This is a genomic window from Paenarthrobacter sp. NPDC056912, assembly GCF_042786555.1.
Classification (GTDB): domain Bacteria; phylum Actinomycetota; class Actinomycetes; order Actinomycetales; family Micrococcaceae; genus Arthrobacter.
On record NZ_JBHUCD010000027.1, the window covers coordinates 17,124 to 40,381 of the forward strand.

Annotated in this window: 22 protein-coding genes; 11 read left to right on the forward strand and 11 right to left on the reverse strand. The window is 63.2% G+C overall.

Going from position 1 to position 23,258, the window contains the following annotated elements; genetic code table 11:
• Positions 1-2 precede the first annotated feature (2 nt).
• The 7 genes from ACFRJ9_RS21865 to ACFRJ9_RS21895 form a co-directional block, all read right to left on the reverse strand.
• Positions 3-623: an L-threonylcarbamoyladenylate synthase gene (locus ACFRJ9_RS21865; RefSeq protein WP_377672459.1), complete on the reverse strand. Its 621-nt coding sequence runs from the start codon at positions 621-623 to the stop codon at positions 3-5.
• A gap of 20 nt (positions 624-643) precedes the next feature.
• Positions 644-1,498 carry an ABC transporter permease gene (locus tag ACFRJ9_RS21870; RefSeq protein WP_377672461.1) on the reverse strand — a complete coding sequence of 285 codons (855 nt, stop codon included), beginning with the start codon at positions 1,496-1,498 and terminating at the stop codon, positions 644-646.
• Positions 1,488-2,486 (reverse strand): ABC transporter ATP-binding protein, encoded by a 999-nt coding sequence (locus tag ACFRJ9_RS21875; protein ID WP_377672463.1) that lies wholly within the window; start codon positions 2,484-2,486, stop codon positions 1,488-1,490. The genes ACFRJ9_RS21870 and ACFRJ9_RS21875 overlap by 11 nt, the downstream gene beginning before the upstream one ends.
• Positions 2,483-3,607 carry an outer membrane lipoprotein carrier protein LolA gene (locus tag ACFRJ9_RS21880; RefSeq protein ID WP_377672465.1) on the reverse strand — a complete coding sequence of 375 codons (1,125 nt, stop codon included), beginning with the start codon at positions 3,605-3,607 and terminating at the stop codon, positions 2,483-2,485. Before ACFRJ9_RS21880 ends, ACFRJ9_RS21875 begins: the two co-directional genes overlap by 4 nt.
• A 133-nt stretch (positions 3,608-3,740) precedes the next feature.
• The gene (locus ACFRJ9_RS21885; protein WP_377672468.1) at positions 3,741-4,811 is read right to left on the reverse strand and encodes an SIS domain-containing protein; all 1,071 of its coding nucleotides are present in this window, start codon (positions 4,809-4,811) and stop codon (positions 3,741-3,743) included.
• A 30-nt stretch (positions 4,812-4,841) separates the two neighbouring features.
• Positions 4,842-5,741, reverse strand: a complete 900-nt coding sequence (locus ACFRJ9_RS21890) for an N-acetylglucosamine kinase (RefSeq protein ID WP_377672470.1) — start codon at positions 5,739-5,741, stop codon at positions 4,842-4,844.
• A complete protein-coding gene (locus ACFRJ9_RS21895; protein ID WP_377672472.1) occupies positions 5,738-7,168 on the reverse strand; it encodes a sugar porter family MFS transporter in 1,431 nt (476 codons plus the stop codon). Before ACFRJ9_RS21895 ends, ACFRJ9_RS21890 begins: the two co-directional genes overlap by 4 nt.
• 112 nt (positions 7,169-7,280) lie before the next feature.
• On the opposite strand from ACFRJ9_RS21895, the gene ACFRJ9_RS21900 reads away from it, so the two are divergent.
• Positions 7,281-8,012 (forward strand): GntR family transcriptional regulator, encoded by a 732-nt coding sequence (locus ACFRJ9_RS21900; protein WP_377672474.1) that lies wholly within the window; start codon positions 7,281-7,283, stop codon positions 8,010-8,012.
• 32 nt (positions 8,013-8,044) lie between these two features.
• Here the strand turns inward: ACFRJ9_RS21900 and ACFRJ9_RS21905 are convergent, their stop codons facing one another.
• Genes ACFRJ9_RS21905 through kynA form a run of 3 tightly spaced genes read right to left on the reverse strand, consistent with a single transcriptional unit; the run spans position 8,045 to position 11,050 of the window.
• Positions 8,045-8,908, reverse strand: coding sequence for a PaaX family transcriptional regulator C-terminal domain-containing protein (locus ACFRJ9_RS21905; protein ID WP_377672476.1), 864 nt, complete (start codon positions 8,906-8,908; stop codon positions 8,045-8,047).
• Positions 8,905-10,143, reverse strand: a complete 1,239-nt coding sequence (gene kynU / locus ACFRJ9_RS21910) for a kynureninase (RefSeq protein ID WP_377672478.1) — start codon at positions 10,141-10,143, stop codon at positions 8,905-8,907. Before kynU ends, ACFRJ9_RS21905 begins: the two co-directional genes overlap by 4 nt.
• Positions 10,144-10,180: 37 nt before the next feature.
• Complete coding sequence (gene kynA, locus ACFRJ9_RS21915; RefSeq protein WP_377672480.1) at positions 10,181-11,050, reverse strand: tryptophan 2,3-dioxygenase; 870 nt, start codon at positions 11,048-11,050, stop codon at positions 10,181-10,183.
• Between the two features lie 119 nt (positions 11,051-11,169).
• On the opposite strand from kynA, the gene ACFRJ9_RS21920 reads away from it, so the two are divergent.
• The 6 genes from ACFRJ9_RS21920 to ACFRJ9_RS21945 all read left to right on the forward strand — a co-directional run bounded on the left by ACFRJ9_RS21920 (position 11,170) and on the right by ACFRJ9_RS21945 (position 15,829).
• A complete protein-coding gene (locus ACFRJ9_RS21920; RefSeq protein ID WP_377672483.1) occupies positions 11,170-11,688 on the forward strand; it encodes an HAD domain-containing protein in 519 nt (172 codons plus the stop codon).
• Between the two features lie 178 nt (positions 11,689-11,866).
• Positions 11,867-13,072, forward strand: coding sequence for an anion permease (locus ACFRJ9_RS21925; protein WP_377672485.1), 1,206 nt, complete (start codon positions 11,867-11,869; stop codon positions 13,070-13,072).
• Positions 13,069-13,290, forward strand: coding sequence for a hypothetical protein (locus ACFRJ9_RS21930; RefSeq protein WP_377672487.1), 222 nt, complete (start codon positions 13,069-13,071; stop codon positions 13,288-13,290). The genes ACFRJ9_RS21925 and ACFRJ9_RS21930 overlap by 4 nt, the downstream gene beginning before the upstream one ends.
• Positions 13,291-13,384: 94 nt before the next feature.
• Entirely contained in the window at positions 13,385-14,377 is a 993-nt protein-coding gene (locus ACFRJ9_RS21935) for a hypothetical protein (protein WP_377672490.1), read from the forward strand.
• Complete coding sequence (locus ACFRJ9_RS21940; RefSeq protein ID WP_377672492.1) at positions 14,374-15,264, forward strand: hypothetical protein; 891 nt, start codon at positions 14,374-14,376, stop codon at positions 15,262-15,264. Before ACFRJ9_RS21935 ends, ACFRJ9_RS21940 begins: the two co-directional genes overlap by 4 nt.
• Positions 15,265-15,277: 13 nt before the next feature.
• Positions 15,278-15,829 (forward strand): dihydrofolate reductase family protein, encoded by a 552-nt coding sequence (locus ACFRJ9_RS21945; protein WP_377672495.1) that lies wholly within the window; start codon positions 15,278-15,280, stop codon positions 15,827-15,829.
• Between the two features lie 8 nt (positions 15,830-15,837).
• On the opposite strand, the gene ACFRJ9_RS21950 is transcribed toward ACFRJ9_RS21945, so the two are convergent.
• Complete coding sequence (locus ACFRJ9_RS21950) at positions 15,838-16,302, reverse strand: hotdog fold thioesterase (RefSeq protein ID WP_377672497.1); 465 nt, start codon at positions 16,300-16,302, stop codon at positions 15,838-15,840.
• A gap of 160 nt (positions 16,303-16,462) precedes the next feature.
• On the opposite strand from ACFRJ9_RS21950, the gene polA reads away from it, so the two are divergent.
• The 4 genes from polA (at position 16,463) to rpsA (ending at position 23,174) form a co-directional block, all read left to right on the forward strand.
• Positions 16,463-19,105: a DNA polymerase I gene (gene polA / locus ACFRJ9_RS21955; RefSeq protein WP_377672566.1), complete on the forward strand. Its 2,643-nt coding sequence runs from the start codon at positions 16,463-16,465 to the stop codon at positions 19,103-19,105.
• Between the two features lie 83 nt (positions 19,106-19,188).
• Complete coding sequence (locus tag ACFRJ9_RS21960; RefSeq protein WP_377672499.1) at positions 19,189-20,499, forward strand: GNAT family N-acetyltransferase; 1,311 nt, start codon at positions 19,189-19,191, stop codon at positions 20,497-20,499.
• A gap of 45 nt (positions 20,500-20,544) precedes the next feature.
• Complete coding sequence (locus ACFRJ9_RS21965; RefSeq protein ID WP_377672502.1) at positions 20,545-21,501, forward strand: polysaccharide deacetylase family protein; 957 nt, start codon at positions 20,545-20,547, stop codon at positions 21,499-21,501.
• A 194-nt stretch (positions 21,502-21,695) separates the two neighbouring features.
• Positions 21,696-23,174 carry a 30S ribosomal protein S1 gene (gene rpsA / locus ACFRJ9_RS21970; protein WP_377672504.1) on the forward strand — a complete coding sequence of 493 codons (1,479 nt, stop codon included), beginning with the start codon at positions 21,696-21,698 and terminating at the stop codon, positions 23,172-23,174.
• Positions 23,175-23,258: the final 84 nt, after the last annotated feature.

Consider the following 23,258-nt stretch of genomic DNA (forward strand, 5'->3'; position numbering starts at 1 on the left):
TCCTATTCGAAGCGCGAAGGATCACCCGTACCAACACGCACTACCTCGGCCACGCCACTGGAAAAGTCAATCACTGTGGTGGGCTCAGAGCCGGTATCACCAGAATCAATCACGGCATCAACCTCGTTGTCCAGCCGTTCCTTGATCTCCCAGCCTTGAGTCAGCGGTTCCTCCTGGTCCGGGAGCAGCAGTGTGCTGGACAGCAAGGGTTCGCCCAATTCGGCCAGAATCGCTTGGACCACTTTGTGGTCCGGAATGCGCACACCCACGGTCTTCTTCTTGGGATGCAGGAGTCGCTTGGGAACTTCCCGCGTTGCCGGCAGGATGAAGGTGTAGCTGCCGGGAGTGACGGCTTTGATGCTTCTGAAGACGTCGTTGTCGATCATGACGAATTGCCCCATCTGGGCGAAGTCCTTGCATACCAAGGTGAAATGGTGTTTGTCGTCCAGGTGCCTGATTGTCCGGATGCGGTCCAGGGCCTCCCTGTTGCCGATCTGGGCGCCGAGGGCGTAGCAGGAGTCGGTGGGGTAGGCGATCAAGCCGCCACTCTGCAGCATGTTCACCACTTGGCCGATGGCGCGTGGTTGGGGATCTTCAGGGTGCACGTCAAAGAATCTGGCCATGGAAAGAGCCTACGACAAAGCTAGGACAAGACGTCCTTGTTCGAGAATTTCGCGTAGGCCAGCGCGCCGCACACAGCGACATACCCGGCCTGCAACAAAGCGTTGTCCCCGAATGAGGCCCACGAGACAGGCTGCCTGAGCAGGTCCGCGAATCCCAGCCAGTGGTGGCTGAACAGCCACGGATGAAGCCATTCCAGCTGCGGCAGGTTATCGAGCACCTGCGAGACCACGGACAGGACAATTGTCGCAGCCATGGCACCCACCGGTATATCCGTGAAGGTGGAGATCAGCATCCCGATCGCGGACAACCCCAGCAGCGACACCGTGATGTAAGCGGCGATCAGCAAGGATCTCACGGCGGATTCACCCACGCTGATAGTGTCCCCGGACAGCAACGTCACCGGACCGACGGGAAAGAGTACGACGCCGGCCAGCGCACCTGAGGCTGCCACCGTCGCCGTCGCGGCGAAACAGAAGGCAACGGCACCGGCGTACTTGATGATCAGGAGGCGAATGCGCCCGGCCGGTGCCAGCAGAAGGTATCTCAAGGTTCCGAGGTTGGCTTCTCCTGCAATCGTGTCTCCGGCTACCACTCCGACCGTAAGCGGCAGGAAAAGGGGCACGCAGACCACTAATGCAGTCACGGCGACGAACAGTCCGTTCTGGGTGATGCGGTCCAGGAACAGGGGCCCTCGCCCGGGGGCGGCCGGCCGCGAAGAGAGCTTCACGGCGACGGCAATCAGTACCGGGACGGCGGCGAGGGCGATCAACATTGCCCACGTGCGCAGCCGGCGGAACAGGACCGACAACTCCGATCCAAGGAGCGACCACCCGATCCCGGGGCGGTGAGCGGGTGCAACGGTTTCAGCCGACAACGTCGAACCCCTCCCCGGTCAGGGACACGAAACGCTCCTCCAGGCTCGCATTCTCCACGGAGAAGCCGCGGACGCGCACTCCCTCAGCTACCAGTGCCGCCACAATTGCCTCAGGTTCTACTCCGTCGAGTCCGGTTCCCAGCACCGTGCCTGTGCTTTGAAACGGCGAGGAACCATGCGCTTCGCCGGGGACCAGCCCGAGTCTTGCCAAGACGCGGGCTGCGCGGTCGACGTCGGGCGTTCGAACCAGCACGTGCGCCTGACCGGCGGACCGCAGCTCCTCCAGCGGGCCCTGGGCCACCAGCCTGCCAGCGCTCATGACGCCCACGTGAGTGCACATCTGCTCCACCTCAGCCAGGAGGTGGCTGGAAACGAACACGGTGGTTCCACCGGCGGCGAGGGATCGGACCAGGCCGCGGACTTCACGGGTGCCTTGGGGGTCCAGACCGTTGGTTGGCTCGTCGAGGACCAGCAGTTCCCGTGGCCTCAGCATGGCGTTGGCAAGCCCCAGCCGTTGCTTCATGCCCAACGAATAGGCGCGGACCTTTTTCCCAGCGGCATGGCTGAGCCCCACCCGTTCCAAGGCGTCATGGACGCGTTGGCGCCGGGATGATGCGGAAGCGTGGCGGTCGGCGGCGTCCAAACGCATGAGGTTGGCAGTGCCAGAAAGGAAAGGATAAAAGCCGGGTCCTTCAACCAGGGCGCCAACGTCCGGCAACACCAAAGCCAGCGCCTGGGGCATTTCGCGTCCGAGGATACGGACCTGGCCGCTGTTTGCCGAGGCCAGGCCAAGGAGAACCCGGATGGTGGTGGTCTTGCCCGAGCCATTCGGTCCAAGGAACCCGAACACGGAACCGCGCGGCACCGCCAAGTCAATCCCGTCAACGGCCGGGCGCCGACCGAATCGCTTTACCAGGCCGTGCGTTTCGATAGCGAGGGATGCATTCAAGGCGCCGGACCCGGCGTGCCCGGGCAAGGGTTCAATCACTGCGCGGCAGCGGCTGACTGAAGCCGATCCAGAGGAACCATGCCCGCGAAGACACGGCCGTCGTCGAGAACCAGGACGCTCAGCAGGGAGGTCGTCAACGCGCGGCCGCCGTCGACGGGCTGCAGAAGCTGTGCCAGCTGCGGGTTGGCAGTGAACCCGTCCGGAGCTGTTCCGGCCGGCAATGCGATGATGCTAGCCCAGCCTTCGCCGGTGACGGACACACCATGATGCGGTTGGACGGCCTGATCCGGGGTCTTTCCCTCGGGGGCGGGGACGGTCGAATCAGGGACTGGCATGGACGGTACAGCCTGTGCCGGAATGGCTTTCTCCGTGACGGTGGCCCCTGGCGGAGGCGTGAAGGCGAACAGCGCCGCATCCGGCGTCGAGAGGTTCAGTTCGGTGTAGGCGAGGGAGAAAGCAGGCTCGGACTGGCCCTTGGCGCGCACCTCCACGGCCAGTGGCAGGCCGGTTTCAGAGTCAACGTCGATAGCCACTGAATCCACCAAAGTCGTGGTGCTCCGGGGGTTCAGTTCCAGGCGGTAGGCGCTCCTGCCCGCCACGGAGGAAGCCTCGCCCACCGTCACCTCGGTGCTGGCATCAATGGCCGCAAGGAAGCGGGCGGCCAGGGCTTCCGGGGTTGGTGCCTCGGGCCGGGCGCCCTTGGCAGCAGGCGGATTCTTCAGCTGGGCAATGGATGGCACGGGGGCCGTCACGTGCGTTGCACTGTTATCAGCCGAGTTGTAGAACCAAGCCTCGCCGCCGTTGATCACGAGGTCACGTTCGGCCAGCTGGTCCATCACCTGCAGCCGGGCCTTGAAAGGGCCATCCACGTAGATCCGGGCCGTATGCGAGCCCGTCAGCAACTCCATGGCCGAAGCGGCACCCGGCACTACGCCGGGGCCGGTGGTGGGGAGTTCAGGAAGTCCAAGTCCGGCGGTTTGCTCCACCGTGCCGGACAGCGCACGTACCTCCGTGCGCGCGATCATGGCAAGGATTTCCTCGGCCGTCCTGGGCGGAAGGGAAACGGTGGCGCCCGCTTGGACGGAGCCGAACAGCACCGCCACTACCAAGGCAAGGGGGATCAGCGGGGCTGGCAGCCATCGCTGTTTTGCCCGCGCCATTGCTACCGACCACCGCACGTGAAAGGCATGAAACCAGACTACTCCCGTTGCCTGAACGGATCACCAGCCCGGTGGCTGGATGCGGCCCCGGCAGTCAACCCGGAACCGCACCCAGCCGCGGGGGAGTGGGGACCTACCAGGTCTCGGTGACTTTCAGCAGCCCGCGCGGGGCATCGGGGTCGTTGCCGCGCTCCACGGAGAGTTGCAGCGCCAGCAGCTGCAGCGGGAGTATCTGCAGGATGGGGGAGAGTTCTTCGGGAACTTCAGCCGGCAGTGACAGTACCAAGCCGCCGGGAAGGGCGGCGGAGCGGTCACCCACCACGCAGACATGGGCGCCGCGGTCTGCCAGCCGTTCCAACACCGGGCGCATGGCGGCTCCGCCAATTCCCTCCGGAACCACGGCGATCACGGGGTGTTGTGAGTCGATCATGGCGAACGGTCCGTGGAGCAGATCCGCACCGGAGAAAGCCTGGGCCGGCAGGTACGAGGTCTCCATGAGTTTGAGCGCCCCTTCCCTCGCGGTGGGATAGGAGTAGCCGCGTCCCGTGGTGATGATGCGGTCGGCGAACCGGTACCTGCCGGCAACGTCCACTACGGCATCGTCCTGCAGAACGGTCTCCGCCCACTCCGGAAGCCGCCTCGCGTCGTCGGCTGAACCATTGCCCCATGCATCAATCAACAGCCAGAGCGCCAGCAATTGAGCTGTGTAGCTCTTGGTCGCCGCCACAGCGGCTTCTTTTCCTGCATCGATGTCCAAGTGGTGTTCCGCCGCTTTTGCAAGCGGGGACTCCGGCGAGTTGGTGACGGCGACGGTGAGGGCACCCAGCCGGCGGGCTGCCGCCGTCGACTCCACCAGATCCGGTGAGCCGCCGGATTGGCTGACCGCAAGCCACAGCACGCCGTCCAGATCGGGCGACGCGCCATAAGCGGTAAGGGTCGACGGCGATGCAAGGCCCACCGGCAGGCCAAGCTTGATCTCGATGAGGTACTTGGCGTAGAGAGCCGCGTGGTCGCTGGTGCCCCGCGCCGCCAGCAGCACAAAACGAGGTGATGCCTGCTGGATGATTTTGGCCATGGTCCGGAACTGTTGCACTCCGGAGTCAAGGAGTCCGGCGAGCACCTGAGGCTGCTCACCGATTTCGCTGGCCATCAGGAAACCGGGCGTGGAGTCCAAGGGCGCGGGGGAGTCGGAAGTGATGGTCATGGGTTCCTGTCTGGGGTGGGAGGGGCGGAATCAGTTGTGGAGAAGTTGACGGGCCAGTTCCACCGCACCGTGAACGGGGGCCTGCGTCAGGATCCTGACCGAAGATGGATCTTCCAGTGACACTTTGCGGGCAACTGCGCCGGCCAGTTGCTGGTGATTGACCAACAGGCCGCCGGCCATCACCAAGGGGAGGTCCAGGCCCAGTTCGCCAAGCACCTGGCGGGCCAGCGTAGCGAGTGAATGCGCTGCCTCCGCCTGGATGCGCACGGCGGCGGGGTCGCCCTCGGTTGCGAGCTCCAACACCAGCGGTGCCAGCTTGGCCCAGTGGTCCGGCTCCGGCTTGGCATAGAAGAAGTCCATCAGCTGCAGCGCATCCGCGCTGGCCGTGGCCGCCATAAGGGCCTCGACCAGGGTTCCGGGTTCCAAACCGGCGTAGTACTCACGCAGTGCTTCACGGACGGCGTCACGCACCACGGAATAGCCGCCGCCTTCATCGCCCAGCAGGTAGCCGTAGCCTCCGCTGCGGGCCTCGCGACCGTCCGCGCTGCGTCCCCAGGACACCGAGCCGGTGCCCGCAACCAAGACGGCCCCGGCGTCGAGACCTGCAGCGGCGAGCACCATGCGGGTGTCATGGACAACTTCCACCCGGGCGCCCGGAAAATGTTCGGTCAGAAGGGCGGACAAGACAGCCCGGCTCGCCGGTGTGTCGGCACCGGCAGCTCCGGCGCAAACAGCCTCGACTCCGCCGCCAACACTGGCGGCGATCCTCCGCAGCACGGCATCGGCGCCCTGATGTCCTACGGAGGACAAGTTGGCGCTGGACTCGGTAATTTCGGTTCCGTCGGCTGATGCTCCCCGACGGCCTTCGTCTGAACGGACGGCGTGCGTCTTGGAACCGCCGATGTGGAGCCCCAGAACTGCGCGCGTCATTTGACTGCCGCCTGTTCGGTGTTCCCGTGTGATGGTGTGGCGCCGGCCCCAAGCTCGGGCCACTTGCCACCGTTTTCCCAGAACTGCTGTATTTCCTCCAACTGACGTCCCTTCGTCTCCGGTGCAAACTTGCGGACAAACATAAAGCCGAGGATAGCCAGTACACCGAACACAGCGAAGGTTCCGGCTCCACCGAGTCGCTGGAGCATCGTCAGGAAGAACGCGGCCACCAGCACGTTGGCCACAAGATCGGAGGTCAGCATGGCGCTCGCCCCGAGGGAACGCAGGCGTGAGGGGAAGCTCTCGCCGGCATAGACCCACACCAATGCACCAAAGCCGAAGGTAAAGCCCACAGTGAAGAGGAGGACGCCGAGGAAACCAAGGATCGTGAGCAGGCCGCCGAAGTCCTGGCCTGCCATGAAGACGGCCACCAGCAGGATGTTCGCTACCACCATCATGCCGATCCCGGTCAACAGCACGGGCCGGCGTCCCAAGCGATCCACCAGGGACAGGGAAACGAACACGGCAACCAAAGCGGCTACCTGGACCGCCGCTGGAAGCAGCAGCAGCGCCGCGTTGCCACTGAAGCCCATGGCCTCGAAAATCCTGGGGCTGTAGTAGACCACGGCGTTGATTCCGGTGATTTGGATGAAGAAGCCCAATCCCACCACAAAGACGGTGGCGCGCAGATAGGGAGTGCGGAGCATTTCACGGATTCCTCCGCCGCGTTCCTCGCTGATGGCCCTTTGCATTTCAGCCAGTTCGGCATCCACGTCCGTCTCGGGTTCGATGGCAGCGAGCGTGCGTCGGGCCTCTGAGGTTCGTCCCCGCATCATGTACCAGCGAGCGGTGTCCGGGAGCTTGATCACGATCGCCAGCACGATCACCGCAGGAACGGCGGCCAAGCCCAGCATCAAGCGCCATGACCCTGTGCCTGCCAGTGCATAGGCGGCCACATAGCCAACAATGATGCCGATCACCGTGGCCACTTGGTAGGCAACGAGCAGGGCGCCGCGGACCTTGGCCGGCGCGGACTCCGCAACGTACACGGGGACCACCACCACGGAGACTCCGATTGTCAGGCCCAGCAGCAGGCGTGCGATCAGCAGCGTGGGGACATCGTTGGACATGGCGCTGAGAACGGCAAAGAGGGCATAACCCACGGCCAGGCCAACCATGCAGGACTTACGGCCCAGCCGGTTGGAAAGCCAACCGCCTGCCAACGCACCCAGGACTTCTCCGGCTACGACGGCGGTGGTCACCAGTTCCTGCTGGGAGGTGGTCAAGCTGAATTGCTTGGTGATGAACAGCAGCGCTCCGGCGATGTTGGACATGTCGTACCCGTAGATCACGCCGATGGTGGCCGCGGCTCCGCCCACCAGGAGGCCGAGCTTGGGGGTTTGCCGTAGGTCGTGCAGGATCGACATCTTTGTCCCTTGAATCTGTGGAAAAGTAGGGTCATGACGGAGTGTTTCCGCAATTGGTTTAGACCAACCTGCACAAGATTGGCATAGACCAATCACCTTGTCTACAAGTAGGATGTCCAATATGTCCACCGATGTCGGTCCTGCCACGCCCAAGTACTACCTCCTCAAGACCGAGGTACTTGCGCTCATAGCAGGATTGCAACCCGGCACGCTTATCCCCACGGAACGGGCACTGGCTGAGAAATACTCGACATCCCGCACCACTGTCCGGCAGGCCATCAGTGAGTTGGTGGCCGAAGGGAAGCTGGGCCGAATCCAAGGGCATGGCACGTTCGTGGCTCCGCCCAAGGTGACGCATGTCCGGCAACTGACTTCCTTTTCGGATGACGCCCGCACCCAGGGGCTCCGGGCGGATTCGGAGCTGCTGGCCCTTGACGTCGTCAAAGCCAATGCGGACGTCGCAGCACATCTGGGGCTGGATCAGGGCGGGCCTGTTACCCGGCTGGAGCGAATCCGTCTGATTGACAATGAGCCATTGGCGCACGAGATCGCGTGGCTTCCCGGCAAGCTTCCGCGTTTCAAGTCCAACCTGGCCAAGGTCGGTTCACTGTACGCGGTCCTTGCCGACGTGTACGGAGTGCGCATTGCCGACGTTGAGGACACGGTGGAAACGGCATTGGCCGGTCCCGGGGATGTCAGGCTGCTCGGCATTGAGATGGGCGCACCGCTGCTGGTGGTTCACCGCCTGGCCCGGGACGCGGCCGGCGCGCCGGTGGAATGGACGCGAAGCGCGTTCCGCGGGGACAGGTTCAGGTTTGTGTCCAGGGTTAAGTCAGACGGCTGACCTTGCGTCACGGTCCGCAGATCGGCCAGTGGTTACGTCACGGGGACCGCTGAATTGACGCCCAGGGTGCGGGCCACGAACTCCGCACTTGGTTCGGCATAGGCGGCCACGATACGGCTGAACAGCGCCGCACCCTCGGCTCCAGGCCAGTCCTCGGGCAGGAATGACGGCGGCAGCCCGGGGTCGAGATACGGAATGATCCGCCACCGGTCGATGCACTGGACGTACGCGGAAAAGGCGGCAGCGGAGGCTTCCGCGGAGGTGCCGTCAAGGTCTGCAACTGCGTCGCCCTGCTCCTGGATAAAGTCCCTGTGCAGTCTCGCCACAACATCCAGGTCCCACCACTTGGACGCAGCCTCCTCCAAGCTGCCGCCCACCAGCGGAGTTTCCGTCACGAAGATGGTGGCCATGTCCCTTAGCTCCAGGTCCGCCAGGATTTCCTCCACCTCCACCCGGAGGGAGTCCGGGCAGATCCACAGGCCGGCTGCTACCGTGCCGCAACCGATCCAATGAAGCCTCCGCCGCAGTTGATGGCGTTTCTCGCGCTCCGTCTCCGGGATGGAGAAGGAGATGAGGCACCAAGGATCCGTGGGCGACATGCTTCGCGGGGTGAAGATCCGCCGGTCACCCCGGGCCAGCATCGCCGACGCGCCCGGGGTGAGGGTAAAGCCGGGGGCGCCATTGCGTGTCTCCTGAAGCACTACGTCCTTTTTGCGCAGCCTGCCCAAAGCCGTCCGGGTGACAGTTGCCGACGTGCCCAGGGCTTCCATGAGCGCCACGATGTCTTTCGCGCCCATCCATCCACCGGCATCGCGCAGATAGAGGCCGATGACGGTACGCAGCAACGACGTTGTGCTCCCTGGACGGGAGTCCATATCGTCAAGGACGGCACTCACTGGAGCTCGGACAGGGCGTCGCGGATGGCTGTCACTCCAAACTCCACCTCCGCATAGCTGGTGCTCAAGGGGGACAGGCCAATGCGGAGGCCGTGGGGCGGACGGAAATCGGGTATGACGCCCTTTTCCCATAGTTTGGCGGTGACATCCGAAAACAGCGGGTGGTCCACAGTGATGTGTGAGCCGCGCTCCGCATGGTCCCTGGGAGTCACGATTTCGGCGCCGAGGGGCACCAGCAGTTCCTCGGCCAGGGCGATCGCGTATTCAGTGAGCTTGATGGACTTTTCACGCACGGCGTTCATGCCTACGGACGCGATCAATTCCACCATGTCCTTGAGCGGTTGCATCGCCAGTACCGGGGGAGTTCCCGTGATGAACCGGCGCATGCCCTCCGCGGGACGGTATGAGTCGGTCATCCCGAAAGGATTGTCTGCCCCCATCCAGCCCCAGATCGGCTGCTGCAAGCTGTCCTGCCGGGATGCGTTGACGTAGGCAAAGGCCGGTGAGCCCGGGCCGCCATTGAGGTATTTGTAGGTGCAGCCCACTGCCAGGTCAACTCCCCACTCGTCCAACTCGAGTGGCACGGAACCAACAGAGTGGCAGAGGTCCCACAGCATGAGGGCGCCGGCCTGGTGAACTTTGGCGGTGATTCCCTTGGCATCGGCCAGGAACCCGGACCGATAGGCCACATGGCTGAGGACCACGACGGCGGTCCGCTCGCCGAGCAGTCCGTCCAGGTCCGAAGCGCGTACACCGCTGGCAGGGTTTGTTGCGATCCACTTGATGCTTGCCCCGCGTTCCTTGGCAATGCCCTCAATGATGAAACGGTCCGTGGGGAAGTTGTCGCGGTCAATGACGATTTCGTCCCGGCCAGGCTGGGAATCCACAGCCGCACGGATCAGTTTGTACAGCATCACCGAGGTCGAGTCACCCACCGTAACCTGCCCGGAGGCGGCCCCCAGCGTCACTTCGCCGATGCGGTCGCCCACCACAGTGGGTTCGTCCATCCATTGCTCATCCCAGCCGCGAATGAGCCGGCTGCCCCAGGCGTCGTGGATGAAGGAGGCGAGGTTCCCGGCGGAGACCTTCAGGGGGCGTCCCAGTGAGTTCCCGTCCAGATAGGAGGTGAGTTGATCGGCGTCGGGCGTGTAGAACGCGTCACGCTGGGAAGCGAGGGGATCTGCGGCGTCCAATTGGGCCGACGTTGGCCGCTCGGTTTGCTGTGCGGTGGTCATGGTTCCTCCTGTGGAAGGGTAGGGCAGAACAGTGTGCTTAGTTGCCGATTTCGGTCCGGACGGCGTAAAGCTCGGGGAAGAATGTCAGGTCCAAGGCGCGCTTGAGGAAGTCCACGCCGGAGGAGCCGCCGGTGCCTACCTTGAAGCCGATGGTCCGCTGGACCGTGCGGAGGTGGCGGAACCGCCACGCCTGGAAGTTGTCCTCAATGTCCACAAGGTCTTCGCACGCCTCGTAGAGACCCCATGGAGTGTCATCCGATTCGTAGATGTTCTGGAAGATGGGGACGAGGTCCTTGCGGAACGCCCATGGTTCGCTCTTGTCCCGCCCGAGGATGTCCTCCGGGATCTCGTAGCCCGCACGTGAAAGAACTGCCAGGAATGCGTCGTAGAGCGTGGGCTCGTCCAGGAGCGTGCTGAGCAGGGCGTGGGCCTCGGGTTCGCTTTCGAAGACGCGCAGCATCCCGCGGTTCTTGTTCCCCAGCAGGAATTCGACGGCGCGGTACTGATAGGACTGAAAACCCGATGAGCTTCCCAGGAATCCCCGGAACTGGGCGTACTCGCGCGGCGTCAGGGTCCCTAGGACCGACCATTGCTCAGTCATGGTGCGCTGGATGGCTTTGACGCGTGCGATGCATTTCAGGGCTTTGCCAAGGTTGTCCGCGTCGAAAAGCCTGCGCGCTTCCAGTAGTTCATGCAGGACCAGCTTGAGCCACAGCTCGCTGGTCTGGTGCTGGATGATGAACAGCAGTTCGTCGTGGTGCTCGGGTTCACTCAGCGGGTGCTGTGCGCTGAGCAAGCTGTCAAGGTCCAGGTATCCGCCATAGGACATGGCATGCCGGAAATCCGTGCGGACGGTGTCCTCGATGTGGCGGACACTCTGGGGGGAATGGACTGCGGGTTTCTCCATGTTTCGAGATTATCACTTACATGACGAACGTCAAGAGATTGATTTTCCTCGAAGTAGGCATTTCGATGTCACCGCCTTCCCGTACGCTGATCTTGAACCGTCGGGGAAGGGGTTAAGCCATGGATGCCAGCAATCACACCGCTGCCTCGGTCTCGATCTATCTTGACGTCGACGGCGTGGTGAACCCGTTCAGTCCCAGGGGAACCACCGATTGGGGCGGCGAATGGGCGATTGCCGATGCCGGCATCCTGGACGTCGCCTTTGCGCCGGAGGCCGTTGCCGAACTCAATGAACTCGCCGCCCATCCTGCAGCCCGCTTCGTGTGGCTGACCACCTGGGAACGCCTTGCCCCTGAGTTCCTGTGCCCCGCCATTGGCTTGAACGGTCAGGATTGGCCCGTGCTGTCCAGTCAGGGTTGGGACCAGGCCCCTGAATGGTGGAAGCTCGTAGCGCTGCAGAAAGATCTGGCGGCTACGCCGAGCGAGCGGATCGTGTGGCTCGATGACCAACTCAGCGAAGATTACGATGCCCGGTCGTGGGCCGAGTATCAGCGGGATCGTGTGCTCTGCATCTCACCCGATCCCCGCAAGGGACTGTCACGGCGCGACCTCGCGGCAGTTCGGTCGTATTTGGGCTGAACGCGGACTGCTGCACGTTTGTCCGCCACGGGTATGGCACGTAGGATTCTTAAGGTTTCAAGCCCGCCAGATTGAATCCCGCAAGTCGAGTCAGTTGAACATCCGCTGAACTATGCTGTGGATGGCAGGTATGGGGAAGTGAAACTGCTGAACGTCGACTCTGCAGATTGGGCAACAGGTGGAAATCACCTTCATGGTCGCGCTGGTAATAGCGTTGGCCCTATTTTTTGACTTCACCAACGGGTTTCACGACACAGCCAATGCGATGGCCACGCCTATCGCTACGGGGGCGATCAAGCCCAAAACGGCCGTTGCCCTGGCCGCCGTGCTCAACCTTGTAGGCGCGTTCCTTTCCACGGAAGTGGCCAAGACCATTTCCGGAGGACTGATCCGGGAAGGCTCGGACGGAATCCACATCACACCGGACATCATCTTTGCCGGGCTCATGGGGGCCGTTCTCTGGAATATGGTCACCTGGCTCAAGGGCCTCCCGTCGAGTTCTTCGCACGCCCTGTTCGGTGGCCTCATCGGCGCCGCGGTAGTCGGCATCGGACTGCACTCCATCAACTTCGAAACTGTATTGATGAAGGTGATCCTGCCCGCGATCTTCGCGCCGCTGATCGCCGGCGGCGTGGCCTACCTCTGTACGCGCCTTGCGTATGCGCTGACCTCGCGGCACGATCCGGAAACCGGCGACAAACTGACCCAGAAACGCGGCGGTTTCCGTACCGGACAGATCTTCACCTCCAGCCTGGTGGCCCTGGCGCACGGTACCAATGACGCCCAGAAAACAATGGGCATCATCACGTTGGTGCTGATCGCGGCGGGCACCCAGGCCCCCGGCTCCGGACCCCAGTTCTGGGTAGTCACTGCCTGCGCGCTTGCCATCGCCATCGGTACGTACGCCGGCGGCTGGCGCATCATCCGCACCATGGGCTCGGGCCTGACCGAAGTAAAGCCCGCCCAGGGCTTCTCCGCTGAGACCAGCACGGCCTCGGCCATCCTCGCCTCGTCCCACCTCGGCTTCGCGCTCTCCACCACGCAGGTGGCCTCCGGCTCCGTCATTGGTTCCGGACTGGGCCGCAAGGGTACCTCCGTCCGCTGGGGTACTGTCGGCAAGATTGGCCTGGGCTGGCTGTTCACACTTCCTGCTTCCGCCATTGTGGGCGCGCTGACAGCGCTCCTGGTGAACATCGGCGTCGTCGGCGTCGTGATTGCCGCTGTTGCCGGGACAAGCGCGGTGGTGTTCATGTTCGTGGCCTCACGGAAGTCGCACGTTGGGCACCACAACGCAGTCGAGGTTGAGGAAGCCGGCCATGCCGTCCGCTTCCGCAAGAAAAAGAAGACCCGAAAGACCACCAAGAGCGAGGATGTGCAGCGATGAAATGGTTGGAATTGCTGCAGGTGGCCGGAGTTACTTTGGTGTCCGCCGTAACGCTCGTGGTCCTTTACTCCCTGGGTGTCCGCCTCACTGCCATCGCAGGCGACGCTCAGCAGAAGTCCCCGGCCTTGGTCCGATCCCTTGCCTACCTGTGCTTCGGCGTCTGCGGAGTGGCTGTGCTGTTCGGTATCTACCTGATCGTTCCGTACTTCGGCAAGTAGCTTTCTCTGGCAGTAAAGTCCATTCGGGAGAATAATCAGCAGTGTAGTTATGCACATAGCTGCGTGTTCGTGATCCGGCAGATGTGGGGCTGTCATGAAGTGCCAATCCCGAAGCCATCTCATCGGACTGGCGCTGGTTCCGGTCCTGGTGCTGGGAGTTTCTGCCTGCCTGCCTCCTTCAACTGACGGAGCTTCCCCGAGCACTTCGTCCGTTTCCCCCGGGTCTGGCTCCCCGGCGAGAAGCCAGCCCACCGCCGTCGAGCCCACCGCCAACCAACCCGTTGGCCCGGCGGGTCCCGGCGCTCCCCAAGCGGACGCACCTGTGGTGCGATGGGTCCCCATAGGACCGGTGGGTCCCAACGATCCCACCTCAGGGCAGCGGTACCTGCTGCTTCAACAACGGCAATGCGATGCCCTCGCCCAAAGCGTGGAAGGCGCTGACGACGCCGCAGTCTGGCAGGCAGGCGCGGCAGTCTGCAGCGCCCTGCAAACCGGCAGCCGATCCGACTGGCAACGCGCCGCGGCCGCGGTAGCCGCTACTCCGCGGATACCGCAAACCCAGTGTCTCGAATACGTGGTTGCCTCCGCGTCCGCTTCCTTGCTTGCCCAGCACCGCAGCAACCCCGGCGCCGTTTTTGCGGTTGAACCAGGCCAGGGAGAGGCGTGCCCGAGGCACCTGGACGGACTGACGGTGGTCAATGAGGATTTGCAGCCCGTGGCAACTACGGCCCGAGCGACTGGTCCCAGCACCGGCGGCACGATTGTCCGCCTGGACGGATACTACGTACGGGTGGGAGACATCCTGTTTGACGGCGTCCCCGCTTTCCCCGAGATCGTCTCCGGCGGAGGGGATTATCAAACTCTGTATCTGCGGATGCCGGCCTCCGAGGGACGGCAGTCACTCCGGATCTCCATCACCGACACGGTGGACATCGCTGGAACTGTGACGTTCTTCTATGACGATTCCGGCACCACCTCCAGCCCAAGCCCATCGGAGTCCGGCGGAACCCTTCCTGCCACCGGGCAACCTACCGGACCTTCAAGCACAGCGCCGGCCAGCGAACTGTCCCCAACGGCCGCCCCGTGAGCGACCCGCAGGAGTCCGACGAACGCAGCCTCATCAACACCAGGTGGCAGAGGACCTTGGAGGTCCTCTCCGTCATCGGTCCGCCCCTGACCGTGGCAACGGCATTGCTCGTCTACTTTGGCTGGGCCCGCACTGACGCCCAGTCCAAAGCCATGGGCCTAGATGTCAGCCTTTTCGGTTACACCGTCCAGGACTTCATTCTCAGGAGCATCCAGTCACTGTTCCAGCCATTGGCCTGGCTCGTAGTGATCGGTTTGCTGTGGCTGATGCTGGACCGGGCGGTGTCACGGCTCCTTGAGGCCGCCCGGTACAGGAAGCTCATCCACACTATTGCCACCGTTGTGCTGATCCTGGGCTTCGCCTACGCGGCCGTGATGTGGATTGTGATCGTGACACGTCCAGGACAGACTGTGCTCTATGCGCCGTTCCTCATCGCGGCCGGCCTCCTCGTAGGAGCATGGGGACTGAGCGTTCGACGCCGGGCAGCCGAACCCGCAGCGAGGGCGCTGCGCATCACTCCGAGGGCCCTTGAAAGGGCGTTGGTGTTCACCCTGGTCACGTTGCTCCTGTTCTGGGGGACGTCGGATTTCGCGCAAGCACTGGGACGGGGCGCTGCACTCGATTACCAGGAGCGCTCCCATCTCCTGCCTACAGCGGTCGTGTACAGCAAGGAACGCCTGGCGGTCACGGCACCGAATGTCCGCGAGGAATCGGCAGGAACGGAGTCGGCACCCTTGTTCCGTTATACGGGCCTGCGCCTTCTGGTAGTCAGCGGCGGACGGATCTTCTTGCTGAACGACGGCTGGACCCTTGCCCAGGGCCGCGTCGTGGTCCTGCCCGATAACGGGAGCATCCGCGTGGAGTATGGGAACCCGGCCGCGGACTGACTAGTCTGGGCCCATGCCGATCTTCCAGTACTACGTAGCTTCCACCGTCGACGGCTTTATCGCCTCACCGGATGACGACCTCGGCTGGCTTCTGCAGTTCGATGAGGTCGAAGGTGTGAACGAGAGCATCGGAGCCTTCATGGCCGGAGTCGGGTGCATCGTGATGGGCGGGGACACCTACCGGTGGCTCATTGAACACGAACCCGGCAAGTGGCCATATCCAGGTACGCCGTGCTGGGTCTTCACGCATCACGAGTACTCAGCGCCCGCCGGCGCCGATATCACCTTTGTCCGCGGTGACGTCCGCGAATTCGCTCCGGACCTGCTGGCCGACGCCGGTGAGAAAAATGTCTGGCTGGTGGGCGGAGGCGACCTCGTGGCCCAGTTCGCCAACGCGGGACTGCTCCACGAAATGATTGTCACCATCATCCCGGTGGTTCTCGGCGCCGGAAAGCGGCTGCTGCCGCTTGATGGTCCGACGCCGCCGCTCGAGTTGGTCTCGTCCCGCATCCTGGGTGGAGCCGCAGCAGAGCTCCACTACCGGCTTCCGCAAAAGGGCAGCTAGCCTTCAGCTCAGTGGCGGTTGTCCCGGATCATGTTAGTGATCCGGGCCGTGGACAGCCTGCGACCCTTCTCGTCCGTGATGACGATCTCGTGGGTGGCCAGGGTTCCGCCAAGGTGGATGGCCGTGCAGGTCCCGGTCACGGTGCCGGCCGCAACGGAACGGTGGTGGGTTGCCCCCACCTCGATTCCCACGGCATGGCGGCCTTTGCCAGCGTGGAGGGACGCCGCAAAGGAGCCCAGGGTCTCCGCAAGGACCACATGTGCCCCGCCGTGGAGGATGCCCGCCACTTGGGTGTTTCCTTCCACCGGCATGGTGGCCACGATGCGTTCGGCGCTCATCTCGGTGAACCGGATGCCCATTTTGACCACAAGGTCACCAACGCCGTGCGCGGAGAGCCAATCGTGGAATTCCTCCGGCACACCCGCCTTGTTGAGTTGGTCGACAAACCGGTTCGGCGTGAAATTGTCCATCATGCCAACTAGGCTGACACCTGTGAGTGAAACAACCAAACCGGACCAGGTTCCAACGGCCCAAGCTGCTGCCATCGCTACAGCACCCACCCCCACTGCCACGGCATCCACCAGCACCGCAGGGGAGGGGCGGCCCAGGTTGCTGGTCCTGGACGGCCACTCAATGGCCTTCAGGGCCTTCTACGCCCTTCCGGCAGAGAATTTTTCCACTGCCAGGGGGCAGTACACCAATGCAGTGCATGGCTTTACTTCCATGCTGATCAACTTGATCAAGGACCAGAAGCCCACGCACGTGGCTGTGGCTTTCGATGTTTCGGACGACACCACCTTCCGCAAGGCGGAATACAGCGAGTACAAGGGCGGACGCAACGCAACCCCCGCCGAGTTCGCCGGGCAGATCGGCCTGATTTCCAAGGTCATGGACGCTTGGGGCATCAAGACCATTGCCCTTCCCGGCTATGAGGCGGATGACGTCCTGGCCACGCTGGCTTCCCAAGGTGACGCCGCTGGCTTTGAAGTCCTCTTGGTTTCGGGGGACCGGGACTCCTTCCAGCTCATCAACGACAACGTCTTTGTGCTCTACCCCAAGCAGGGCGTGAGCAACATCCCCAAGCTGGACGCCGCGGCCATCGAGGAGAAATACTTCGTCAAGCCTGAGCTCTATTCAGACTTGGCCGCCCTGGTGGGCGAATCGGCGGACAACCTCCCCGGCGTCCCGGGCGTGGGTCCCAAAACAGCAGCAAAGTGGATCAACCTCTACGGCGGCTTGGAAGGCATCCTGGAAAACCTTGACTCCATCGGCGGCAAAGTCGGCGGCGCGCTCAAGGAAAACCTGGACAACGTCAAACGGAACCGCAGGCTGAACCACTTGCTGCGCGACCTCGAACTGCCTGTCTCCCTGGAGGACCTCCACCAGCCGCGTCCGGACCGGCAGGCCATTGAGGAACTCTTCGAGGAACTCGAATTCCGGACCCTGCGCACGCGCTTGTTCGATCTCTACGGCGATGACACCGCCGGCGCAGCTCCGGACTCCATCGATGCCCCGGAGTTCTCCGTACTCACGGACGCTGACGGGCTTGAAGCCTTCTTCGCCGCAGGTTCCGGTGTTCGCTCCGCCCTCGCCGTACAGCCTGTCCCCGGCCGCATCGGTGAGGACGCCAGTGCCCTTGCTGTAGTCCGGAACAACGGAGCTGCCTACATCGAACTCGCCGGGCTGGATTCAGCAGCCGAGTCCGTTCTGGCGCGTTGGTTGCAGGACCCCGAAGAAGCCAAGGTCCTGCACGAATTCAAATCGGCTCTCAAGGCGCTGCACAACCGCGGGCTCGGACTCGAAGGCGTTGTGGATGACACCTCCATTTCCGGTTACTTGATTCAGCCTGACCGCCGAAGCTATGACCTCGCTGAGCTCGCCCAGGTACACCTGAAGATTTCCATCGCTACGGCCGCCACCCAGTCCGGCCAATTGGAACTGGACCTCTCCGGTGAGACGGACGAAGTTGCCGCAACAGCGCTGGTCCAGCATGCCGCCGTCGTGCATTCCCTCAGCAAGCATTTCGAAACGGAACTCGCCGAGATCAAGGCCGATGCCCTCTTGACCACGCTGGAACTTCCGGTGGCGCGCGTATTGGCGCAAATGGAACTGACCGGCATTTTTGTGTCCAGGGACCGCATGGATGAACAACTGGCCGACCTCACCAAGGTGATCGAGAATGCCCAAGAGCAGGCATTTGCAGCGATCGGGCATGAGGTTAACCTTGGTTCGCCCAAGCAGCTTCAAACTGTCCTGTTTGAGGAACTCGGGCTCCCGAAGACCAAAAAGATCAAATCGGGCTACACCACGGATGCTGCGTCGTTGAAGGCGCTGCTGGAAAAGACCGGCCACGAATTCCTGGTCCAGCTCATGGCCCACCGTGAATCCTCCAAGCTGGCCCAGATGGTGGAAACACTGAAGAAATCCGTGGCCGATGATGCGCGGATCCACACCACCTATGCCCAGAACATCGCAGCCACCGGCCGTATCTCCTCCAACAACCCGAACCTGCAGAACATCCCCGTCCGCAGTGAAGAAGGCCGCCGGGTTCGCGGCATTTTCGTGGTCAGCGAAGGATACGAGTGCCTTCTGTCGGCGGACTACTCGCAAATCGAAATGCGCATCATGGCTCACCTTTCGGGTGACGAGGCACTGATCCAGGCCTATCGGGACGGCGAAGACCTGCACCGCTTCGTGGGTTCGCGGATCTTCAATGTCGCTCCTGCCGAGGTCACCAGTGCCATGCGCTCCAAGGTGAAGGCCATGTCCTACGGCTTGGCCTACGGCCTGACGTCGTTCGGGCTCTCCAAGCAATTGGAGATCTCGGTTGACGAGGCACGGACCCTGATGAAGGACTACTTCGACCGCTTTGGCGGTGTTCGCGACTACCTGCGCGGCGTGGTGGACCAGGCGCGCGTGGATGGCTACACGGCCACCATCGAGGGCCGTCGCCGCTACCTCCCTGACTTGACCAGCACCAACCGTCAGGCCCGTGAAGCAGCGGAGCGCATCGCGCTGAACTCACCCATCCAGGGTTCGGCCGCTGACCTCATCAAGCGGGCCATGCTCGGCGTCGCGGCGGAACTCGCCAGCCAGGGCCTGAAGTCGCGGCTGCTCCTGCAGGTACACGATGAACTTGTCCTCGAGGTCGCCCCAGGGGAAAGGGAAGCCGTGGAGAAACTCGTGGTGCAGCAGATGGGCTCGGCCGCTGAGTTGTCGGTACCTCTGGACGTCCAAGTGGGCGTCGGCTCGAGCTGGTACGAGGCCGGACACTAGCCCAGGCAAGCATTCAATGGATCGCAAGAGGGCGCGCCGCCGGGAAGGTGGCGCGCCCTCCGGCGTCTGGCTAGGCTCGGTTCGTGGCTGATCCCAATGAAATACGCTCTGAGAAGTACTCTGTCCAACGGTTCCCTGTTGTGGAGCAGGATGACCCCGGCTTCAGCCGATGCAGCACCTGGGTGCAGGCGGTTACCCACGGATTCCACCAGGATCGGCGCAGCCCGGAATATTTGGCCAAGACCCTTGACGCGTACAGGCTGGACGGCCGGGAGCTGACCGGCGTCTACGTCAACTGCGGCGTACCCGAGCACTCGCTGGCCGCCGACGTTCCCGTGGGGACGTATGCCACTATGCGCAAGCCCCTCAACATCGGATTCGGCCGCCAGCTGGATGCCAACCTTGTCACGTCCGTGACTGTGCGGGGCACGCACCGACGCAACGGCATTCTTCGTGGCATGATCACGGCGGACCTTGAGGGCGCCAAGGACGACGGCCTCGCCCTCGCCGCCCTCACGGCATCCGAAGGCTCCATCTATGGCCGGTTCGGGTTTGGTGTGGCAACTTTTGAACGCAGCATCACTGTGGATACCGGCCCGCGTTTCCGGCTTAGGGGAGAGCCATCGGGAACGGTGGAAGTCGCCGATCCCGCTGTCCTCCTCGAAATAGCCCCAAAAGTCTTCGAGCGGGTTCAGCGCGCGGCGCCGGGATCAATTGACCGCCAGGAATATTACCGGCTGGTAGCGTCCGGATCCATCGGGCGCGACGGCAAGCCGGATGCTGCCATCCGCAGTGCGCTGCACTATGGTGCCGACGGCACGGTTGATGGTTATGTCTCCTACCGCTTCAAGGGGTGGGACACCAAGCCGTACGTCATGGAGATCGTTGACTTGGTGGCGGCCACGAACGCCGCCTACCTGGATCTATGGCGCTTCCTTGGCAGCATCGATCTTATCGACCAGGTGATCTGGGCCGAAGCCCCCGTGGACGATCCCCTGACTTGGGCCTTGGAAGACCCGCGCTGCGTTGATTCCTCAGACATCCGGGACATGCTGTGGCTGAGGATTCTGGATGTACCGGCCGCCCTGCGGGCGCGCGGGTTCGCCGCGGCGGGACGCCTCGTCCTGGAGATTGCAGATCCTTTGGGCTTGGCCGGTGGCACCTGGGCTTTGGAAGCCGACGGCGGTGCTGCCGCCGTCGTCGATGATGCCTCGGGTGAGGCACCGGACTTGACGCTGGACATCGCGGACCTCGGTTCGATGTACCTTGGCGCCGTATCGCCAGTGACGCTGGCTGCCGCCGGACGAGTCCGGGAACACACCCAGGGTGCCGCTTTCCGAGCACAGCAACTGTTTGCCGTCGAACGTTCCGCGCACTGCCTCACACATTTCTAGTAAGAACCACCAACTAAAAACAGTCACAACCAGATAGGGACATCCATGGGGGATTCCAAGCGGCGGCTAATGGCCGGCCGGCGATCAGTGCTGCTCGGGATGGCGGGTTTCGCGTCCGCTGCGTTGACGTCATGCGCACCCAACGTGCCGGGCGGCAGCCCGCCTGGTTCGCAGGCCCGCCCGCCGGCGCCGCAGACTGGCCCTGCCACTCCGCCGCCCTCCATCGCTGCCCTTTCCAGCGAGCAGGCGGCAGCTGCCCTTGCTCCGTCCGCCCCGGCGTCAACGCCCCGAGATGCGGTGCCAGGCAAGCAGCAGATCGTGGCCGAGTTCTCCGGGCGACGGCCCAAGGAATGGGGTTTGCACGTCACGGGCGTGGTGAACAGCTCTGCGTCCAGGCATGTGGCGCTGACGTTTGACGCCTGCGGTGGACCCGGAGGCACGGCCTGTGACCACGCCTTATTGAAAGCTCTCCGACGGCTAAATGTTCCTGCGACTCTCTTCATCAACAGTCGCTGGATTGCTGCCAACCCTGCCCTCTCGGCGGAGTTGGCAGCGGATCCGCTGTTCGAACTGGCCAATCACGGCACCCTGCACCTTCCGCTGTCCGTCACCGGGAAATCCGCGTATGGGATCGCAGGTACGGCCAGCGTCCCGGCGGCCTACGACGAACTGATGGGCAACCAGGCCGTCATGCAGGAGCTGACAGGCAAGGCTCCGCGCTTCTTCCGGCCGGGTACTGCCTACTATGACGACGTAGCAGCGGAGATGACGCACAGGCTGGGTATGGTGCCGGTCAACTTCACCGTCAATGGCGACGGCGGTGCCACCTTTCCGGCGGCAACAGTCGCCACCGAGGTGGGGCGGGCAGCACCCGGCGACATCGTCATTTCGCACTTCAACAGGCCGGCGGCCGGAACCGCGGAGGGCTACGTCCGGGCTTTGCCCCTGTTGTTGGATCGCGGCGTCAGCTTTGGACGGCTATCGGATGTCTTGCCCGCGTGAGGCCAAGGGGCCACCCTTTTGACCCTGCTTTGCCAATGCGACTAGAATAAACGGGCGTGTACTACGTGCATGCATCCATTTTGTATTAATCCACAAATCAGGATGACCCGGCGCTTTGCCGTGTTCTGCCGTCCGGACCCGGACGGCAGCGGTTTGCCTGACCGACTCACTATCCACAACGGAGCCCCTACTACATGACCATCACCTCCACCGAGAAGCCCGGTACCCCCGTAGTCGCCATTAACGACATCGGTACCGCTGAGGACTTCCTCGCAGCTGTCGACGCCACCATCAAGTACTTCAACGACGGCGACCTCGTCGAAGGTACCGTCGTCAAGGTTGACCGCGACGAAGTCCTGCTCGACATCGGTTACAAGACCGAAGGTGTCATCCCTTCCCGCGAGCTTTCCATCAAGCACGACGTTGACCCCGGCGATGTTGTCGCCGTTGGCGATCAGGTCGAAGCTTTGGTTCTCACCAAGGAAGACAAAGAAGGCCGTCTGATCCTCTCCAAGAAGCGTGCTCAGTACGAGCGCGCCTGGGGCGACATCGAGAAGGTCAAGGAAGAAGACGGTGTCGTTACCGGTACCGTCATCGAGGTTGTCAAGGGTGGCCTCATCCTGGACATCGGCCTGCGCGGCTTCCTGCCCGCATCCCTCGTCGAGATGCGTCGTGTCCGCGACCTCGCTCCGTACATCGGTCAGCAGATCGAAGCCAAGATCATCGAGCTGGACAAGAACCGCAACAACGTTGTGCTGTCCCGCCGTGCATGGCTCGAGCAGACGCAGTCCGAGGTTCGCTCCACGTTCCTCAACAAGCTGGAAAAGGGCCAGGTTCGTCCCGGCGTTGTTTCCTCCATCGTCAACTTCGGTGCATTCGTGGACCTTGGCGGCGTAGACGGCCTCGTTCACGTTTCCGAGCTGTCCTGGAAGCACATCGACCACCCGTCCGAGGTTGTCGAAGTTGGCCAGGAAGTCACCGTCGAGGTCCTCGAAGTGGATCTGGACCGCGAGCGGGTCTCCCTGTCGCTCAAGGCTACGCAGGAAGATCCGTGGCAGACCTTCGCCCGCACCCACGCCCTCGGCCAGGTTGTTCCGGGTAAGGTCACCAAGCTGGTTCCGTTCGGTGCGTTCGTTCGCGTCGAAGACGGCATCGAAGGCCTCGTGCACATCTCCGAACTGGCTGTCCGCCACGTGGAGCTCGCCGAGCAGGTTGTCTCCGTTGGCGACGAACTGTTCGTCAAGGTCATCGACATCGACCTCGAGCGTCGCCGTATCTCCCTCTCCCTCAAGCAGGCTAACGAGGGCGTTGACGCTGACAGCACCGAGTTCGATCCCGCTCTGTACGGCATGGCCGCTGAGTACGACGAAGAGGGCAACTACAAGTACCCTGAGGGCTTCGACCCCGAGTCGAACGAATGGCTCGAAGGCTACGAGACCCAGCGCGCCGCTTGGGAGCAGCAGTACGCTGACGCCCAGACCCGCTGGGAAGCTCACAAGAAGCAGGTTGCCCAGCACGCTGCTGACGACGCTGCTGCTGCAACGTCCGGTGAGTCCGATTCCGGCACCACCAGCTACTCCTCTGAGCCGGCTGCTTCCGAGGCTACCTCGGGTGGCACCCTGGCATCCGACGAGGCTCTCGCAGCACTGCGTGAGAAGCTGACCGGCAACTAATTCCGCCGCCCCTCACGGGATGCGCTGAATAGCCACAAAAGGACCCCTGCCTCACGGCGGGGGTCCTTTTTGCATGGTGTTGCC

Coding starts and splice junctions, on each gene's coding strand:
- ACFRJ9_RS21935 (WP_377672490.1), top strand. CDS start 13,385: ATGAAGTGCCAATCCCGAAGCCATCTCATCGGACTGGCGCTGGTTCCG.
- kynA (WP_377672480.1), bottom strand. CDS start 11,050: ATGGAGAAACCCGCAGTCCATTCCCCCCAGAGTGTCCGCCACATCGAG.
- ACFRJ9_RS21965 (WP_377672502.1), top strand. CDS start 20,545: ATGGGGGATTCCAAGCGGCGGCTAATGGCCGGCCGGCGATCAGTGCTG.
- polA (WP_377672566.1), top strand. CDS start 16,463: ATGGCCTTCAGGGCCTTCTACGCCCTTCCGGCAGAGAATTTTTCCACT.
- ACFRJ9_RS21945 (WP_377672495.1), top strand. CDS start 15,278: ATGCCGATCTTCCAGTACTACGTAGCTTCCACCGTCGACGGCTTTATC.
- ACFRJ9_RS21880 (WP_377672465.1), bottom strand. CDS start 3,607: ATGGCGCGGGCAAAACAGCGATGGCTGCCAGCCCCGCTGATCCCCCTT.
- ACFRJ9_RS21920 (WP_377672483.1), top strand. CDS start 11,170: ATGGATGCCAGCAATCACACCGCTGCCTCGGTCTCGATCTATCTTGAC.
- ACFRJ9_RS21930 (WP_377672487.1), top strand. CDS start 13,069: ATGAAATGGTTGGAATTGCTGCAGGTGGCCGGAGTTACTTTGGTGTCC.
- kynU (WP_377672478.1), bottom strand. CDS start 10,143: ATGACCACCGCACAGCAAACCGAGCGGCCAACGTCGGCCCAATTGGAC.
- ACFRJ9_RS21895 (WP_377672472.1), bottom strand. CDS start 7,168: ATGTCGATCCTGCACGACCTACGGCAAACCCCCAAGCTCGGCCTCCTG.
- rpsA (WP_377672504.1), top strand. CDS start 21,696: ATGACCATCACCTCCACCGAGAAGCCCGGTACCCCCGTAGTCGCCATT.
- ACFRJ9_RS21865 (WP_377672459.1), bottom strand. CDS start 623: ATGGCCAGATTCTTTGACGTGCACCCTGAAGATCCCCAACCACGCGCC.
- ACFRJ9_RS21885 (WP_377672468.1), bottom strand. CDS start 4,811: ATGACCATCACTTCCGACTCCCCCGCGCCCTTGGACTCCACGCCCGGT.
- ACFRJ9_RS21900 (WP_377672474.1), top strand. CDS start 7,281: ATGTCCAATATGTCCACCGATGTCGGTCCTGCCACGCCCAAGTACTAC.
- ACFRJ9_RS21950 (WP_377672497.1), bottom strand. CDS start 16,302: ATGATGGACAATTTCACGCCGAACCGGTTTGTCGACCAACTCAACAAG.
- ACFRJ9_RS21890 (WP_377672470.1), bottom strand. CDS start 5,741: ATGACGCGCGCAGTTCTGGGGCTCCACATCGGCGGTTCCAAGACGCAC.